Annotated in this window: 15 protein-coding genes and 1 tRNA gene; 7 read left to right on the top strand and 9 right to left on the bottom strand. The window is 70.8% G+C overall.

The window, feature by feature from the left end; all coding sequences use genetic code 11:
• Positions 1–48 precede the first annotated feature (48 nt).
• The 6 genes from ACFYW1_RS07280 (at position 49) to ACFYW1_RS07255 (ending at position 5,150) form a co-directional block, all read left to right on the top strand.
• Positions 49–1,116: an ABC transporter ATP-binding protein gene (locus tag ACFYW1_RS07280; protein ID WP_388988374.1), complete on the top strand. Its 1,068-nt coding sequence runs from the start codon at positions 49–51 to the stop codon at positions 1,114–1,116.
• Entirely contained in the window at positions 1,116–2,024 is a 909-nt protein-coding gene (locus ACFYW1_RS07275) for an ABC transporter permease (RefSeq protein WP_388988371.1), read from the top strand. The genes ACFYW1_RS07280 and ACFYW1_RS07275 overlap by 1 nt, the downstream gene beginning before the upstream one ends.
• Positions 2,021–2,932, top strand: a complete 912-nt coding sequence (locus tag ACFYW1_RS07270; RefSeq protein WP_388988368.1) for an ABC transporter ATP-binding protein — start codon at positions 2,021–2,023, stop codon at positions 2,930–2,932. The genes ACFYW1_RS07275 and ACFYW1_RS07270 overlap by 4 nt, the downstream gene beginning before the upstream one ends.
• Before the next feature lie 30 nt (positions 2,933–2,962).
• The gene (locus ACFYW1_RS07265) at positions 2,963–3,682 is read left to right on the top strand and encodes an ABC transporter permease (RefSeq protein ID WP_388988365.1); all 720 of its coding nucleotides are present in this window, start codon (positions 2,963–2,965) and stop codon (positions 3,680–3,682) included.
• Between the two features lie 382 nt (positions 3,683–4,064).
• On the top strand, positions 4,065–4,763 hold the full coding sequence (locus ACFYW1_RS07260; RefSeq protein ID WP_388989296.1) for a hypothetical protein: 699 nt from the start codon (positions 4,065–4,067) through the stop codon (positions 4,761–4,763).
• Positions 4,764–5,063: 300 nt separating this feature from the next.
• Positions 5,064–5,150 (top strand) — tRNA-Ser (locus tag ACFYW1_RS07255).
• Positions 5,151–5,247: 97 nt separating this feature from the next.
• On the opposite strand, the gene ACFYW1_RS07250 is transcribed toward ACFYW1_RS07255, so the two are convergent.
• From ACFYW1_RS07250 to ACFYW1_RS07210, 9 genes are all read right to left on the bottom strand, one after another.
• Positions 5,248–6,069 carry an HAD family hydrolase gene (locus tag ACFYW1_RS07250; protein ID WP_388988362.1) on the bottom strand — a complete coding sequence of 274 codons (822 nt, stop codon included), beginning with the start codon at positions 6,067–6,069 and terminating at the stop codon, positions 5,248–5,250.
• On the bottom strand, positions 6,066–7,355 hold the full coding sequence (serS, locus tag ACFYW1_RS07245; protein ID WP_388988359.1) for a serine--tRNA ligase: 1,290 nt from the start codon (positions 7,353–7,355) through the stop codon (positions 6,066–6,068). The genes ACFYW1_RS07250 and serS overlap by 4 nt, the downstream gene beginning before the upstream one ends.
• Positions 7,356–7,960: 605 nt before the next feature.
• Positions 7,961–8,896, bottom strand: coding sequence for a prephenate dehydratase (pheA, locus tag ACFYW1_RS07240; protein WP_388988356.1), 936 nt, complete (start codon positions 8,894–8,896; stop codon positions 7,961–7,963).
• A 26-nt stretch (positions 8,897–8,922) separates the two neighbouring features.
• Positions 8,923–10,182: an iron uptake transporter deferrochelatase/peroxidase subunit gene (efeB, locus tag ACFYW1_RS07235; protein WP_388988353.1), complete on the bottom strand. Its 1,260-nt coding sequence runs from the start codon at positions 10,180–10,182 to the stop codon at positions 8,923–8,925.
• Between the two features lie 234 nt (positions 10,183–10,416).
• Positions 10,417–12,384, bottom strand: coding sequence for a copper resistance CopC/CopD family protein (locus ACFYW1_RS07230; protein ID WP_388988350.1), 1,968 nt, complete (start codon positions 12,382–12,384; stop codon positions 10,417–10,419).
• 14 nt (positions 12,385–12,398) lie between these two features.
• Positions 12,399–12,848, bottom strand: a complete 450-nt coding sequence (locus ACFYW1_RS07225; protein WP_388988347.1) for a copper chaperone PCu(A)C — start codon at positions 12,846–12,848, stop codon at positions 12,399–12,401.
• Positions 12,845–13,498: an SCO family protein gene (locus tag ACFYW1_RS07220; protein WP_388988344.1), complete on the bottom strand. Its 654-nt coding sequence runs from the start codon at positions 13,496–13,498 to the stop codon at positions 12,845–12,847. The genes ACFYW1_RS07225 and ACFYW1_RS07220 overlap by 4 nt, the downstream gene beginning before the upstream one ends.
• A 221-nt stretch (positions 13,499–13,719) precedes the next feature.
• Positions 13,720–14,454: a YcnI family protein gene (locus ACFYW1_RS07215; RefSeq protein ID WP_388988341.1), complete on the bottom strand. Its 735-nt coding sequence runs from the start codon at positions 14,452–14,454 to the stop codon at positions 13,720–13,722.
• A gap of 171 nt (positions 14,455–14,625) precedes the next feature.
• A complete protein-coding gene (locus ACFYW1_RS07210; protein WP_388988338.1) occupies positions 14,626–15,429 on the bottom strand; it encodes a hypothetical protein in 804 nt (267 codons plus the stop codon).
• Positions 15,430–15,742: 313 nt separating this feature from the next.
• On the opposite strand from ACFYW1_RS07210, the gene ACFYW1_RS07205 reads away from it, so the two are divergent.
• A complete protein-coding gene (locus tag ACFYW1_RS07205) occupies positions 15,743–16,345 on the top strand; it encodes an ATP-binding protein (protein ID WP_388988335.1) in 603 nt (200 codons plus the stop codon).
• Positions 16,346–16,355: the final 10 nt, after the last annotated feature.

Below are 16,355 nucleotides of genomic sequence, written 5' to 3'. Positions count from 1 at the left end.
CCTCATACCTCGCGGTGCCCCCTTACGGGTCCGTACATCTGGAGTCGGATGCCGATCCAGCCGCCAGGGCTGACGACCGATGTGGTCCGCGCCACTACCTTCGAACACGTGACTGTGATCGCGACCGAAAGCCTGAGCAAGCGGTTCCCCCGGGTGACCGCGCTTGACCGGCTCTCCTTGGACATCGGACCGGGTGTGACCGGCCTGGTGGGTTCCAACGGGGCCGGCAAGTCCACACTGATCAAGATCCTGCTGGGTCTGTCCCCCGCCACCGAGGGCCGGGCCGCGGTGCTCGGGCTCGACGTCGCCACCGATGGTGCCGCCATCCGGGAACGGGTCGGCTACATGCCCGAGCACGACTGCCTGCCGCCGGACGTCTCGGCCACCGAGTTCGTCGTCCACATGGCGCGGATGTCCGGACTGCCGCCGACGGCGGCGCGCGAGCGCACCGCCGACACGCTGCGCCACGTCGGCCTGTACGAGGAGCGCTACCGCCCCATCGGCGGCTACTCGACCGGCATGAAGCAGCGCGTCAAGCTGGCCCAGGCGCTGGTCCACGACCCGCAACTGGTCCTGCTGGACGAGCCGACCAACGGCCTGGACCCGGTCGGCCGCGACGAGATGCTCGGGCTGATCCGCCGCGTCCACAGCGACTTCGGCATCTCGGTCCTGGTCACCTCGCACCTCCTGGGCGAACTGGAACGCACCTGCGACCACGTCGTCGTCATCGACGGCGGAACCCTGCTGCGCTCCAGCTCCACCAGCGACTTCACCCAGACCACCACGACCCTCGCGGTCGAGGTCACCGACAGCGCCGCCCACCCGGACGGCACCGACGCGCTGCGCCGGGCCCTCACCGGGGCGGGCGTGAAGCTGATCGGCCACGACGGCCTCGACGACCGGGGACTGCCCGGCGCGGGCCACATCCTGCTGGTCGAGGCGACCGGCGAGGAGACGTACGACATCGTGCGCGACAGCGTCGCCGGGCTCGGCCTCGGGCTCGTGAGGATGGAGCAGCGGCGCCACCACATCGCCGAGGTCTTCAACTCCGACGAGACACCGCGGACCGCGCCCACGGCCGCCGACGCCACCCGGCAGAAGGGGGAGCGGTCGTGATGAGCACCGAGCACGGCACCACGGCCGGGAGCGAGACCTCCCGCATCCACAACATCGGCTACCGCTCCTACGACGGCCCCCGCCTGGGCCGCGGCTACGCGCGCCGCTCCCTCTACTCGCAGTCCCTGCGGGGCTCCTTCGGACTGGGCCGTTCCGCCAAGTCCAAGGTGCTGCCGATGCTGTTGCTCGGCGTGATGTGCATGGTCGCGGCGATCATCGTCGCCGTCGCCATCGCCACCCCGGGCTCGACGGCGCTGCCGATCAAGTACACGGCGTTCGCGATCTACCTCCAGGCCGTCATCGGCCTCTTCCTCGCCGCGCAGGCGCCGCAGTCGGTCTCCAGGGACCTGCGGTTCAGGAGCATTCCGTTGTACTTCTCGCGGCCGATCGAACGCGTCGACTACGTCGTCGCCAAGCTGGCGGCCATGGCGTCCGCGCTCCTCATCATCACCGGGATGCCGCTCGTCATCCTCTACGCGGGCGCTCTGCTGGGGAAGTTCGACTTCGCCGACCAGACCAAGGGGTTCGGGCAGGGGATGGTTTCGGTGGCGCTGCTCTCCGTGCTCTTCGCCGCGCTGGGACTGGTGGTGGCGGCCCTGACGCCGCGCCGCGGCTTCGGCGTCGCGGCGGTGATCGCCGTGCTGACCATCTCCTACGGAGCGGTTTCCGTGGTCCAGTCCATCGCCTGGGAGACGGGCTCCGCGGGGGCCGTCGAATGGCTGGGGCTCTTCTCCCCCATCACGCTCATCAGCGGCCTGCAGACCGCCTTCCTCGGCGCGAACTCGGCCTTCCCCGGAGGGGAAGACCTGGGAGCCGGGGTCGGCATGGTCTATCTGATCGTTGTTCTCGCGCTCGTCGCCGGCTCGTACGCCGTACTGATGCGCCGCTACCGGAAGGTCGGGCTGTGACCACCATCGAGATCGACCACACCTCGCGCTGGTTCGGCAACGTGGTCGCCGTCAACGACGTGAGCATGACGGTGGGCCCGGGCGTCACCGGGCTGCTCGGGCCCAACGGGGCGGGAAAGTCCACGCTGATCAACATGATGGGCGGATTCCTCGCCCCGTCGACCGGCGCGGTCACCCTCGACGGCAAACCGATCTGGCGCAACGAGGCGGTCTACGCCGAGATCGGGATCGTGCCGGAGCGGGAGGCGATGTACGACTTCCTGACCGGCCGCGAGTTCGTCGTCGCCAACGCGGAACTGCACGGGCTCGGCGACGCGGAGGCGCAGAAGGCGCTGGCCACGGTCGAGATGGAGTACGCGCAGGACCGCAAGATCTCGACGTACAGCAAGGGCATGCGCCAGCGCGTGAAGATGGCGTCCGCCCTGGTCCACGAACCGTCGGTGCTGCTGCTCGACGAGCCGTTCAACGGCATGGACCCGCGCCAGCGGATGCAGCTGATGGAACTGCTGCGACGCATGGGGGCCGAGGGCCGGACGGTGCTCTTCTCCTCCCACATCCTCGAAGAGGTCGAACAGCTCGCCTCGCACATCGAGGTGATCGTGGCGGGACGGCACGCGGCCTCCGGCGACTTCCGGAAGATCCGCCGTCTGATGACGGACCGCCCGCACCGCTACCTGGTGCGTTCCAGCGACGACCGTGCCCTGGCCGCCGCGCTGATCGCCGACCCGTCGACGGCCGGCATCGAGGTGGACCTGGGCGAACGGGCCCTGCGCATCCAGGCGGTCGACTTCGGACGCTTCACCGAACTGCTGCCGAAGGTCGCACGTGAGCACGGGATTCGCCTTCTGACCGTTTCGCCGTCCGACGAGTCCCTCGAATCGGTCTTTTCCTATCTCGTAGCGGCCTGAGTAGTGGCCTGAAAGGAGCTGTGAAGCGTCATGTACGACCCCACAGTCGCCCGGCTCACCTACCGGGCCCTGCTCGGCCGGCGCCGGGCCGCCATCCTGTTCGTCCTGCCGGCCCTGCTGCTGGTCATCGCCGGTGCGGTGCGGATGTTCGCCGGGGCCGACGACCAGGTCGCCTCGGACGTGCTGGGCGGCTTCGCCATCGCCACGATGGTGCCGCTGATCGGGGTGATCGCCGGGACCGGGGCGATCGGCCCCGAGATCGATGACGGATCGATCGTCTACCTGCTGGCCAAGCCGGTGAAGCGGCCGACGATCATCTGCACCAAGCTGACCGTGGCCATCGCCGTGACCATGGTCTTCTCCGCGGTGCCCACCCTGATCGCCGGACTGATTCTCAACGGCAACGGCCAGCAGGTCGCGGTGGCCTACACCATCGCGGCCCTGGTCGCCTCGATCGCGTACAGCGCGCTGTTCCTGCTGCTGGGCACCGTCAGCCGGCACGCGGTCGTCTTCGGTCTCGTCTACGCGCTGGTGTGGGAGGCGCTGTTCGGCTCCCTGGTGCCCGGCGCGCGCACGCTCAGCGTCCAGCAGTGGTCCCTCGCGGTCGCCGAGAAGGCCGGCGGCTCGGACGTGATCACCTCGGACGTCGGGCTGACGACCGGGACGGTCCTGCTGGTGGCGGTCACGGTGGTGGCCACCTGGTACGCGGGCCGGAAGCTGCGCACGCTGAAGCTGGCCGGGGAGGAGTGACCGGGGACGGCGGAACGGGGGACGGCGGTCCCCTCCGGTACGGGGCTGCGGCCACCGCGCCCCATCGACCACTCCTTCCCCACCCGTCGCCCCGCTCGTCAACCCTCGCCCTCCGGGCGGGGGTTGGTCCGTTTCGGGGCCGGTTCGTTTCGGACAGCCGTCGGGCGTACGCGTGACTGTGCGGGTGCCGGTTCGTTGGTCGGGGTGCGTGGAGGCAACTGGAATCCGTGGCGACCTGGCTTTCGTGAAACAAGGGATTGCCGATGCCGGTGCGGGAGAACCCCGCCGGGTCGGTCATTGAGTAGTGGCAACCGTGAGCGTCCTCCACCCTCGGGCCCGGGACGGGGCCGTCCACCGACGTTCACGATCGAAAGGCATGCTCATGCCAACAGAAGTCGCCCTGCTCGAATCGCGCGCACTGCGCGTCGAACAGATGGGACGCGTCGACGTCCTCGACAAGGTGAAGAGCCTTGTCATGCTCCCGGACGGAATTCACGTTCGCACAGAGGACGTGGCGCGGTACTTCGAAGTATCCACAGAGGTCGTCAAAAAGGTCACCCAGCGGCACCGGGCCGAGGTGTCGGAGAACGGGCTCAAACTTCTGCGCGGTACTGAGCTGCAGAAATTCCATAGGGACATGTTGTCCCTATGGGGTGGTGGAGGGGTCGAAAGTTATCCACAGGCAGCCACTCAGCTCACCCTCTACACCCGCCGAACCGTCCTCGACATCGCGATGCTTCTTCGCGACAGCGACATCGCCCGATGCGTGCGTACCTATCTGCTGGACGCCGAGCAGGATCTGCGCGCGGGCTACGCCTCGCTCGAACACCGTGTCACCCGGGTCGAGAGCTGCCTCGCCGGGGTGGGCAGCGCGCTGCAGGAGCTCGGGCCGGTGCTCGACCGGATGTCGCACCGGCTCGACAGCCTCGACCGGAGGCTGGACGCCACGCATCAGGTCGTCGGGGCCATGAGCGTGCGGCTGGGGCACGTCGCGGAGGACATCGTCCGTATCGACGGCAGGGTGGATGAACTGGCCCGCAACCTGAAGGAATTGAACCGTAGACACGACAAGCGCCGCTGACCGGAGGGGAGTTCGTGGTCCTTCGGCTCCGCGCGGAAAACCGGTGGCGCCGAAGGGCCGTGCGGGGCACAGTGGTCGGTACGATACGCGCCGATACGCGGACACCTGCGCATGCGCGCACGCCACGAACCGGGAGAGGAGCGCGACGATGACCAGGAGTACGAGTCCGTCGAGTTCCCGGCAGGGCGGACCCCCACCGGCACCGAAGTAGCGGAGCGGTCACCGACGGCTCCCCGCGGTGCGGTTCGGGGCGGAACGCCCGGGGCGGCACCGTTCGCGCATCGCGTCGGCCGCCCTCCCGGAGGATTGGCCGAGTGGTAAGGCAGCGGCTTGCTAAGCCGTCGTCGGGGTCTTCGCCCCGCGCGCGTTCGATCCGCGCATCCTCCGCAACAGCAAGGGCCGCCGACCGGCGGCCGACGGGTGGGAGCTGTCGCGCCCACCCGTTCGGTTTCCCCGCCCGAACCGCCCGAACCGTCCGGGCTGTTCAGGCCGCCCCGGACGGAAGACCCTGGAGCAGCCGCTCCAGGACCACGGCGATGCCGTCGTCCTCGTTGGACGCGGTGACCTCCTGGGCCACGGCCTTCAGGTCCTCGTGCGCGTTGGCCATCGCCACGCCGTGCCGCGCCCAGGCGAACATCGGGATGTCGTTCGGCATGTCGCCGAAGGCCAGGGTGTCCGCGGCCTTCGCGCCCAGCCGGCGCGCGGCCAGCGAGAGGCCGGTCGCCTTGCTCAGCCCCAGCGGGAGGATCTCCACCACGCCGGGACCGGCCATGACCACGTCCACCAGGTTGCCGACGGCCGCGCGGGCGGCCTTCGCCAGCGCGTCGTCGTCGAGGTCGGGATGCTGTATGTAGACCTTGTTCAGGGGCGCGGACCACATCTCGGCGGGGTCGTCCACGAAGACGGCCGGAAGCGGCCCATCCTGTACGCGGTAGCCGGGGCCGACCAGGACTTCGCCGTCGAGCCCGTCACGGCTCGCCGCCAGTGCCAGCGGCCCGATCTCGGCCTCGACCTTGGACAGCGCGAGACCGGCGAGCTGCCGGTCCAGCGTCAGCGAGGTCAGCAGCCTGCGCTCGCCCGCGTGGTAGACCTGGGCGCCCTGGCCGCAGACCGCGAGCCCCTCGTATCCCAGGTCCTCCAGGATGTGCCGGGTCCAGGGGACCGCCCGGCCGGTGACGACGATGTGCGCGGCACCGGCCGCGGCGACCGCGGCCAGCGCCGCGCGGGTGCGCTCGGAGACCGTCTCGTCGCCGCGCAGCAGCGTGCCGTCGAGATCGGTCGCGACGAGCTTGTACGGGAAGGTCACCGGTCGACCGGCTCCAGGACCTCGCGCCCGCCCAGGTAGGGCCGGAGCACCTCGGGAACCCGGACCGAACCGTCGGCCAGCTGGTGGTTCTCCAGGATCGCCACGATCGTGCGCGGGACGGCGCAGAGCGTGCCGTTCAGCGTGGACAGCGGCTGGAGGACCTTCTTGCCGTCCTGGGTGCTGCGCATCCGGACGGACAGGCGACGGGCCTGGAAACCGTTGCAGTTCGACGCGGACGTCAGCTCGCGGTACTTGCCCTGCGTCGGGATCCACGCCTCGCAGTCGAACTTCCGGGCGGCCGAGGCCCCCAGGTCGCCGGTGGCCACGTCGATCACCTGGAAGGGCAGCTCAAGAGCGGTGAGCCACTGCTTCTCCCACTCCAGGAGCCTGCGGTGCTCCGCCTCGGCGTCCGCCGGGTCGACGTACGAGAACATCTCGACCTTGTCGAACTGGTGGACGCGGAAGATGCCCCGGGTGTCCTTGCCGTACGTGCCGGCCTCGCGCCGGTAGCAGGGCGAGAAACCGGCGTACCGCAGCGGCAGCTTCTCGGCGTCGATGATCTCGTCCATATGGTACGCGGCGAGCGGGACCTCGGAGGTGCCGACCAGGTAGAAGTCGTCCTTCTCCAGGTGGTACACGTTCTCCGCGGCCTGACCGAGGAAGCCGGTGCCCTCCATGGCGCGCGGACGGACCAGCGCCGGGGTCAGCATCGGGACGAAGCCGGCCTCGGTGGCCTGCGCGATCGCCGCGTTGACGAGGGCGAGCTCCAGCAGCGCGCCGACACCCGTCAGGTAGTAGAAGCGCGAGCCGGAGACCTTGGCGCCCCGCTCCATGTCGATGGCGCCGAGCTTCTCGCCGAGCTCCAGGTGGTCCCTGGGCTCGAAGCCCTCGGCCCCGAAGTCACGGATCGTGCCGTGCGTCTCCAGGACGACGAAGTCCTCCTCGCCACCCACCGGCACGTCCTCGTGGACGATGTTGCCGATCTGCAGCATCAGGCTCTTGGCCTCGGCGTCGGCCTCGGCCTGGGCCGCGTCGGCGGCCTTGACCTCGGTCTTCAGCTGTTCGGCCCGCTTGAGCAGCTCGGTGCGCTCCTCGGGCGACGCCTTGGGGATGAGTTTGCCGAGCGACTTCTGCTCGGAGCGGAGTTCGTCGAAGCGGACCCCGGACGACCTGCGCAGCTCGTCGGCGGAGAGAAGGGCGTCGACGAGGCCGACGTCCTCTCCACGGGCGCGCTGGGAGGCGCGAACACGGTCGGGGTCCTCACGAAGCAGGCGAAGGTCAATCACCCCTCCAGGCTACCGGTGCGCACTTCCCCAGCTCGAACCGATATGGCCGAGCGTGTCACTTTGCCCTAATTGACCGAATTGGTAATTCTGAAAGGGATTGCGTGACTGGTGGCGATCTTGCCCGTCAATGAAAAGAGCGCATTCATCTGAATGGAGCAGAAGTCGCGTGCGGCTTGACGTACCGGCCTTGCAGGGAGGGGGAGTTGGTCGCCGGTTGTCCACAGGTGTTGAGGCTTTCGCAAGTTATCCACAGCCTGTGTAGGCAATCTGTGGAAGTCGGAATGATCTATTCCGGAAAGGTCGTGGCGGCTCGTAGATTTTCCGCTCAAACCCACCCCATACGCTCGTTCGGGTGGGAATTCTCCGCATTGGAGGGTCGATCGGCGGGGTGGGGTGGCGGCGGGAGGTGGGGGTGGAGTGTCGACCTGTGGATGGATCCGGGGCGACTGGGGCGATATGTCGACCATGTCGTATAGAGGGTGTCGACTTGTCCCCAGGTCGAGAACCGCCCCTGTGGATAACTCTGTGGATTATGAAAAGCGGCTCATAATATCGACAGTGAGGGTGTGGGGAGCCGCGATACGAGGGCCCTCGGCCCCGCCCCGTCAGCCCCGGCCGTCCATGTTCCGGGCCAGCCAGTCGGAGGCGTCCGTGAACTCCGCGTCCGACGTACCGGCACGCAGCGGCCGTACGTCTTCCGGGGCCACCCCCGCCCGCGGGTAGGACCCCAGGAACCGCACCTTCGGGCAGATCCGCTTCAGCCCCATCAGCGCCTCGCCGACCCGGCGGTCCGCGATGTGGCCCTCCGCGTCCACCGCGAAGCAGTAGTTCCCGATGCCGGCCCCCGTCGGCCGCGACTGGATCAGCATCAGGTTCACCCCGCGCACGGTGAACTCCTGGAGCAGTTCGAGGAGCGCGCCGGGGTGGTCCTCGCCCAGCCAGATGACCACCGACGTCTTGTCCGCGCCGGTCGGCGCCGCCGGCCGGGCGGGACGGCCGACCAGGACGAAGCGGGTCTGCGCGTTCGCCGCGTCGTGGATCTCCGTCACCAGCGGTTCGAGCCCGTAGGTCGCCGCCGCGAACTCACCGGCGAAGGCCGCGTCGTACCGGCCCTCCTGGACCAGCCGGGCGCCGTCCGCGTTGGAGGCCGACGACTCCCACACGGCCTCCGGGAGGTGGGCGGCCATCCAGTTGCGCACCTGCGGCTGCGCGGCCGGATGCGCGGTGACCGTCTTGACGTCGGACAGTTGGGTGCCGGGCCGCACCAGCAGCGCGAAGGTGATGGAGAGCAGCACCTCGCGGTAGATCATCAGCGGTTCGCCACTGGTCAGCTCGTCGAGCGTCGCGGTGATGCCGCCCTCGACGGAGTTCTCGATCGGTACGAGTGCCGCCGCGGCGGCACCGCTGCGCACCGCGTCCAGGGCCGCCGGAACCGAGACCATCGGGACGAGTTCGCGGGTGGCGGCTTCCGGGAGCGTACGGAGGGCGACCTCGGTGAAGGTGCCCTCGGGGCCGAGATAGGCGTAGCGCGTGGCGGACATACGGTCACCCTAATGCGCCCGTCGGCTCAGGACTCCAGGAGCCGTTGCCCCACGTACTCGCCGTCCGCCGCACCTCCCGGCACCGCGAACAGCCCGCTGGCCTCGTGCCGGATGAACGGCGAGAGGGCGTCGCCCCGGTCCAGTTTCCGCTGCACCGGGACGAACCCGCGCAGCGGATCCGCCTGCCAGCAGATGAACAGCAGCCCGGCGTCCGGAACACCGTCGGACGAGATGCCGTCGTGGTACGAGAAGGGGCGCCGCAGCATGGCCGCGCCGCTGTTCTTCTCGGGGGAGGAGATCCGGGCGTGGGCGTTGTCCGGGATCAGGAGCTTGCCGTCGGGGCCCGCCCTGTCGAGGTCCATCGGGGTGGTCTCGGTGCCGCCGCTCAGTGGGGCGCCGTCCTTCTTCCGGCGCCCTATGACCTGCTCCTGGCGTTGCACCGGGAGTTTCTCCCAGTCGTCGAGCAGCATCCTGATCCGGCGCACGACCGCGTACGAGCCGCCCGCGAGCCATTCGTACTTCGCACCGGTCCCGCCGGGGACGAAGACGCGCCGGTCGAAGTCGCTCTCGGTGGGCTTCGGATTGCCGGTGCCGTCGATCTGGCCCATCAGGTTGCGGGCGGTCATCGGCCGCGCGGTGGCGCCGGGTGCGCGGTTGAAGCCGTTCATCTGCCAGCGGACCCGGGCGGCGGGGGCGGCCTCCTTCTGCACGGCGCGCAGCGCGTGGAAGGCGACGAGCGCGTCGTCGGCGCCGATCTGGACCCAGAGGTCGCCCTCGGAGCGCCGGGCGTCGATGTGGTCGGAGGAGAAGGGCGGCAGCGGGTCGAGCCCCGGCGGCCGGCGGTCGGCCAGGTCCGTGCGCTCGAAGAAGGTCCGGCCGAAGCCGAAGGTGACGGTCAGCGAGGACGGCCCGGCGTCCAGCGCGATCCCGGTGTCATGGGTGGCGCCCTCCGCCGCGCCTCCGGAGGGCTCGCCGGCCATCAGCCGCCGGGCCGTGTCCGACCAGCGGCGCATCAGGGCAATCGCTTCCTTCCGCCCGGCCCCCGGGACCAGGTCGAAGGCGACGAGATGGCCGCGCGCCTGAAGCGGAGTGGTGATCCCCGGTTGATGTTTCCCGTGAAACATCACCTCGGTGGAGCCGACCGAGGCCAGCGCGGTCGGCTCGTCGGGCCTGGTCGCGGCGTAGCCCGTCGCACCGCCCGCCGCCCCCAGTACGAGCCCGGCCGCCCCGGCCGCGCCCGCACTGCCGAGCAGCCGCCGCCGGGAGATGGCACCGCCATCGCGCACCCCGGAGCCCCCGCTCCCGCCTCCGTCGCCGCTCCCGTTCCCGTTCCTGGGACCGGCGGCGTTCCCGTTCCTGGGACCGCTTACCTTCCCGCTGCCGCTCCTGGGACCGGCGGCGTTGCCGGTCGCGCGTCCGCCATCCGCGCGGCTGCCATCCGCGCGTTCGCCGCCCGTACGACCGGCGGGGCTCTTCCTGCTGCTTCCGCTGTTCCTGCTTTTTCCGCTCACGATCCCTGCTCAGCCGATCTTCACGTTCTTGTCGACGGTCGTCTGATCGATGTCCGACGTACGGACGGTCACCGAGACCTTCCAGTCACCCGCCATCGGGATCTGGACGCCGCTCGATGCCCAGTGCCCCTCGGCGATCCGGTCGGGAAGGACGGGGAGCGGGCCGATGTCCTTGGACTTCAGGGTGAAGGCGACCTTCAGCTCGGGGACATCCATGGGCTTCTCGTCGGCACCGTCGATCCAGATGTGGAGTTCGTTGGCGCCGGGGCGGGCGGGGTCGATGTCCATCCGCACCGTCCCCTTGCCGTTCTCGCCGCCGGTGTCGAAGGGCAGCGTCAAGTCGACCGGGCCCGCGGATGCCGGGGCCGCCGCCGTGGCCGAACGGGCCTCCTCCTCCGTACGGGCCGGCTCGGTCGAGGTCAGCACGGTCGTCACCGCCAACAGCGCCACCGCGACCCCGACTTCCGCCAGCACCGAACGCCGGAGCCCGGACCGCTCCGGGTCGGCGTCGCGGACCCGCTTCTTCCGGGCGGTGGTCACCGCGGCCCGCTGCCGGGCGAGCTGGGCCGCCCGTACGGGGTCCTCCGCACCGTCTGCCGCCGTGACGACCTCATCGGTCTCGGCCTCGGCCCCGTCGGCCTCATCGGTCTCGGGCCCGTCCGCCCCGGTCCTTTCCGTCTTGTCCGTCCCGGTCCCGCTCGTGATCAGCCGTGCCGTCCAGCGCCGCGAGAAGAAGGCGATCGCGACGAGGGCGCCGACCAGCCCCACCTTCACGAGCAGCAACTGCCCGTACGCGGTGCCGGTGAGGGCGGACCAGGTGCCTACCTGGCGCCAGGACTGGTAGATCCCGGTCGCGGTGAGCACGAGCACGCTGCCGAACGCGACGCGGGAGAAGCGCCGTACGGCCGTCGCGTCGATGTCGGGGGTCTTGTGGAGCGCCACCAGCAGGGCGACGAGACCGCCCAGCCAGGCGGCGACGGCCAGCAGGTGGAGCACGTCGACCGGCATGGCGATGCCGGGCTGGAGGCCGGCCGAGGCGTGCTCGGCGAGTGCCCAGGTCCCGGCGATGCCCGCCGCGATCACCGTGCCGCCGATGGCCAGCCCGAAGGTGAGGTCCTTCTTCTCGCGTTCGTCCTCGCGCTTCGCGTACCCCCCGAACAGCACGGCGACGAAGAGCGCGGAGGCGCCGAGCAGCAGCAGCCGGGAGACGAGCGCCGCGCCGGGCTTGGTGTCGAGCACGGCCTTCAGCCCGTCGAGGTCGAAGGCGTCCGCGAGCTTCCCGGAACCGGTGTACGGACTGCGCAGGAGCAGCATGGCCAGGGTGGCGACGGTGAGGGTCAGCCAGCCGTGCGCGACCAGACGCTGCAGGGGACGCGCGCCCGCCCCGCGCCGCCAGCAGGCGAGCACGAAGGCGGAGCCGCCGACCAGCAGGACGAAACCGGCGTACGCGGCGTAGCGCGCGATGCCGTAGAGGGCGCCGACGACGCCGCCGCCGGCCCGGTCCGTCGGAAGCGCGACGGCGGTCTGTGAGGGCGCCCCGATGGAGAAGGTGAAGGCGCCGGACACGGGGTGGCTGTCCGCGGACACGGCCTGCCAGGCGACGGTGTACGTGCCGTCGGGCAGTCCGGCGTGCAGCGGGACGCCGTACTTCACGACGGAGCCGCTTCCCAGGTCGCGCGGGGCGGTGCCGGTGTCGGCGCGCTTGCCGTCGGGGTCCAGGATCCGGACGGAGTCGTCGCCGAGGGCGACCTGCTCGGAGAAGGTGAGCGTGACCTCCTTGGGAGCGGTGGCGACCACCGCCCCGTCCTGCGGGTCGCTCCCGGTGAGCGCGGCGTGCGCGGACACCGGGCCGGCGCCGCCCAGCAGCAGGGCGAGCACCGTGCCGACGAGGGCGACGAGGAGCGCGGCCGCGGCGAGCGGGCGGCGTACGGCGGGAGCGGACGGGGAAGGCCCGAAGCGCGGGGCGGTGGCTGTCATGACGAGTCAGTCCCTCACTGCTTCTTCGGGTTGTAGGTGGTCTCCTTCACGGGAAGGTCGACCTTGATCGGGTCGGCCTTCTCGAAGTGCAGCTCTATGGACACCTTCTCGCCCTGCTCGGGCCGCTGCTTGAGCTTCATGAACATGATGTGGTTCCCGCCGCGCTCCAGGTCCAGTTCGCCGCCCGCGGGCACCTCGAAGGACGTCACCATGCGCATGGCCCGGTTCTTCGTCTCGTGGATCGTGACGTCGTCCGAGAGCGGGCTGGTGACGGAGGTGAGCCGGTCGGAGGTCCCGCCGTCGTTCTTCACGACGAGGAAGCCGGCCGCCATGTCGCCGACCGGCTGCGGCATGAACGCGCCGGTCACCTTCAGCCGGGGCGCGCCGTCCGACGTGGAGCATCCCGCCAGGGCCAGCCCGGTGGCGAGGGCGACGACGCCGGCGAGGGCGGTGCGGCGGGTCACGGGTTCTCCCCCTTGACGATCTTGGGGAGGTCCTTGGTGTAGTCGTCGGGCGAGGTGTCCTCGCTGTAGACCAGGTAGCCCTTGTCGGTCTTCGGGGAGAAGGCGATGACCTGGGAGCCGTGCATCGAGACGACGGTGCCGTCCTTCTCCTTCTTCGGCGCGTCGATGCCGATGCCGATCTGGCGGGCGCCCGCCTGGATGGCGGGGAACTCGCCGGTGAGGCCGATGAAGGAGGGGTCCTGGGCCTTGAGCCAGCTGCCGAGCGAGGACGGGGTGTCCCGCTCGGGGTCGGTGGTCACGAAGACGACCCGGAGGTTGTCCTGGTCGGCCTTGGGCAGTGCCTTCTTGGCGATGGCGATGTTGCTCATGATGAGCGGGCAGACGTCGGGGCAGTTGGTGTAGCCGAAGTAGATCAGCGTCGGCCTGCCCTTGGTCTGCTCGCGGAGGTCGTACTTCTTGCCGTGGGTGTCGGTGAGGACGAGGTCCGGCTTGGTGAACGGCTGGTCGAGGACGGTCGCGGCCTTGGTCTTCGGCTGGACCGACACGTCGGCGATGGGCTTCTCGGCACCGTCGTCGCTGCCGCCGCAGGCGGACAGGGCGAGCGCGGCAGCGGTGACGAACGCCGCGGCCAGCATCATTTTCTTACGCATGGGGCTACGCATGGAGCACTGTTTCCTGGGGGTCGGTGGGGCGGGTGGGGCTCCGGGGCGCCCGGAACCCCGGCTGATGCGGGGTTCCGGACGGGTCGGGACTCCGGACGGGACTGTGGACGGGTGGGGGCTCCGGCTGCGCGGAGCCCCGGATCAGGCGGTACGGGCCCGGACCGGGCGGTTGCGGGCCAGGGGCCGGGACCGGGCCGTACGGGCCTGGATCAGGTGGTGCGGCGACGGCCGGCGAGGACGCCGAAGGCCACCCCGGCGATACCGATGACGATGCCGACGATGCCGAGGACACGGGCCGTGGTGTCGCTGGAGGACGTGTCCGAGGCGGCCGCGGTCTCCTTGTCGGCCGCCCGGTCGGTGTTCTCGGAGCCGGCGGCCGCACCGTGCCCGCCGTCGGCCGCCTCGGTCAGCGCGAGCACGGGCGCCGGGCTCTCGGGCTCGTCCGCGCCTTCCTTCTGCTCCTCGATCCAGCGCACGACCTCCTTGTTGTCGTACGTCTGGATGGCCTTGAACACCAGCTGGTCGGAGTCCTCGGGGAGCTGGCCGAGGGAGAGCGGGAACTGCTGGAAGGCGCCGGGGCGGATGCCGCGCTCGTCCTTGGCGCCCTCGGCGGTCCAGGTGACCTTGGAGACGGCCTCGTTGATCTTCTGGCCGTGCATCTCCAGCGGCTTGGCCAGCTTGCTCCGGGTCACCTCGACGTTCCAGCCGGGCACGGCCTGCGGCATGACGGAGGCCAGCGGGTGGTCGCTCGGGAAGTTGACCTCGACCTTGATCGTCGAGGCGTCGTCGCGCTCGTTGGGGACCTTGAAGTTGACGGTGGCGTAGCCGCCCTTGGCGGCCTCGCCCTGCGGCTGCACGCTGACGTGCGCGGAGGCCGTACCGGCGAGGACGAGGACGGCGGAGGCGGCGATGCCGCCGGCGAGGGCGATGCGGGAAACGTTCATGACAGGGATCACTCCACGGAAGCACAGGGAAAGGTGGCCCGGCGCGCGGGTGCGCGCCGGCATCGCGACACCTCTTCCCCGGGTACCGGGTACGGCGTGCGCACTGATGACCGGTACGGCACGGAGAGGTCCGCGCCCCGGGGCGTGCGTACGCCGGGGTTGGGTGTCGCGTCAGGCTGCGAGCGCGTACGCGGAGGGCGGCCCGCGCCTGATCACCAGGTGCTGGAGGGGGTCCCCGGCGGCGGGAGCCGGGGTGTCGGCCTCGGTACGGGCGATGCGCGGTCCGGTCGTCGGGCCTCCGGGAAGCCCGGCGCGCAGGGCGTTGACCAGGGCCAGCGCGGTGCGCAGGGCACGCAGCCGGGCCCCGGCCGCGAGCTGCTGGGCGCCGTGCGCGGACAGCCGGACCAGCCGGAACAGGGCGATCTCGCCGCGTCGCAGCAGCCAGCCCGTGACGGTGGCGGCCAGCAGGTGGCCGAGCAGCATGGGCAGGCTGGGCAGCAGTGCGGCGAGACCGGCCGCCTGCGCACCGGACACGGAGGCCAGGTGCTGCTGGCCGTCGCCCGCCACCGCCGCCGGGTCGATGCCCGCGGTGGTGACGATGCGGTGGGCATCGGCGGCGTTCAGCCGGTCCGGGCCCGCGCCGCACACGAGGCTCGCCGCGAACCGGATCAACGCGTCGTCGCCCGCCGCGGTGTGCGCCGGGGCGCCGTGTGTGCCCATGCCGAAGAGGGTGTGCAGGGCGATCTGCCCCCCGGCCAGTGCGGCGGCGATGGCTGGCAGCGAACGCTCGCGTCCGGCGAGCGGCACCGTCAGTGCGAGGATTCCCAGGAACCCGGCGAGCAGGGTCCACCAGGGGACCGCCGTGTACGAGGCGAGGGAGTGGCCTGCCGCGGACAGCGCGACACAGACCGCGGTGAACACCGCGGCCCTCAGGAGCCGCAGACCGGCTCCGGCGCGTGCGACAGGCATAGACATGGCGGAGCCATCATCGCACCGGGTCCCGCGCCCGGGAACGGCAGGTCCGGAAGGTCGCCCCGGTTCGGCCGGATCCGTACCGGCCGCGCGCACGACCGCACCGGCCTCGCGCACGACCGCGCCGGAACCCCGGACGGGCATGCCGGGTCGGCGGTGCGTGGTTCGTCGGCGGGGGCACCGGCCCGGCATACACGGGCGCGCGGAGCACGGCCATCCGCCGAATGAGCGGTCTCACATCCGGTCCGTGCTTACGAACGGTGCGGTGCGGCAATACAGCTATCGGTATGTCGAGCCGTGGCCAGGAGGCTGGAGCATGAGCATCTGGTGGTCCCTCCATCTGCGGCGTGAGGCCGCGAGCGTTCCGCTCGCCCGCCGCTTCCTGTTGGGGACGATGGAGACCGCGGGTGTGGACCCGGACATCTCCTTCGATCTGTCGCTCGCGCTCAGCGAGGCATGCGCGAACGCCGTCGAGCACGGCGGCGACCACCGGGACGCGGAGGACCGGGAGAGCCGGGAGGACCGGGGCGTCGCCCTCGACCCGTGGGACGTATGGGACGAGCTGCCCGGATCGGCCTCCGGGCAGTACCGGGTCACCGCTTATCTGGACGGCGAGAAGTGCCGCATCGAGGTCGCCGACTCGGGCCCCGGCTTCCCCGCCCGGCAGCCGTCCGGCACGTCCGCGGAGCGACACGGGCCCCCACCGTACGAGGCGCAGCCGGCTGATTCGTACGAGGCGCAGCCGTGCGCGTTCTCCCCGCAGTACCCGTCGCTCAGCGCCGAGGACGGCCGGGGCCTGTGCCTGATCGAGCAGCTCGCCGACCACGTCCACTTCGGCAACCGCCCCGGCCGCGGCGCCGTCGTCAGCTTCGACAAGGTCCTGAAATGGCGGAAGGACGCCCTGCTCATGGTGTCCTGAGCAGAGCGTC

The sequence above is a fragment of the Streptomyces sp. NPDC002669 genome (assembly GCF_042889165.1).
GTDB lineage: Bacteria > Actinomycetota > Actinomycetes > Streptomycetales > Streptomycetaceae > Streptomyces.
This window is presented reverse-complemented; position numbering and strand designations above follow the sequence as displayed.

What these genes read in the sequence shown, in the direction of transcription:
- ACFYW1_RS07280 (WP_388988374.1), top strand. Translation starts at nt 49, where the DNA reads ATGCCGATCCAGCCGCCAGGGCTGACGACCGATGTGGTCCGCGCCACT.
- ACFYW1_RS07275 (WP_388988371.1), top strand. Translation starts at nt 1,116, where the DNA reads ATGAGCACCGAGCACGGCACCACGGCCGGGAGCGAGACCTCCCGCATC.
- ACFYW1_RS07265 (WP_388988365.1), top strand. Translation starts at nt 2,963, where the DNA reads ATGTACGACCCCACAGTCGCCCGGCTCACCTACCGGGCCCTGCTCGGC.
- ACFYW1_RS07260 (WP_388989296.1), top strand. Translation starts at nt 4,065, where the DNA reads ATGCCAACAGAAGTCGCCCTGCTCGAATCGCGCGCACTGCGCGTCGAA.
- pheA (WP_388988356.1), bottom strand. Translation starts at nt 8,896, where the DNA reads ATGTCCGCCACGCGCTACGCCTATCTCGGCCCCGAGGGCACCTTCACC.
- ACFYW1_RS07230 (WP_388988350.1), bottom strand. Translation starts at nt 12,384, where the DNA reads ATGACAGCCACCGCCCCGCGCTTCGGGCCTTCCCCGTCCGCTCCCGCC.
- ACFYW1_RS07220 (WP_388988344.1), bottom strand. Translation starts at nt 13,498, where the DNA reads ATGCGTAAGAAAATGATGCTGGCCGCGGCGTTCGTCACCGCTGCCGCG.
- ACFYW1_RS07215 (WP_388988341.1), bottom strand. Translation starts at nt 14,454, where the DNA reads ATGAACGTTTCCCGCATCGCCCTCGCCGGCGGCATCGCCGCCTCCGCC.
- ACFYW1_RS07210 (WP_388988338.1), bottom strand. Translation starts at nt 15,429, where the DNA reads ATGTCTATGCCTGTCGCACGCGCCGGAGCCGGTCTGCGGCTCCTGAGG.
- ACFYW1_RS07205 (WP_388988335.1), top strand. Translation starts at nt 15,743, where the DNA reads ATGAGCATCTGGTGGTCCCTCCATCTGCGGCGTGAGGCCGCGAGCGTT.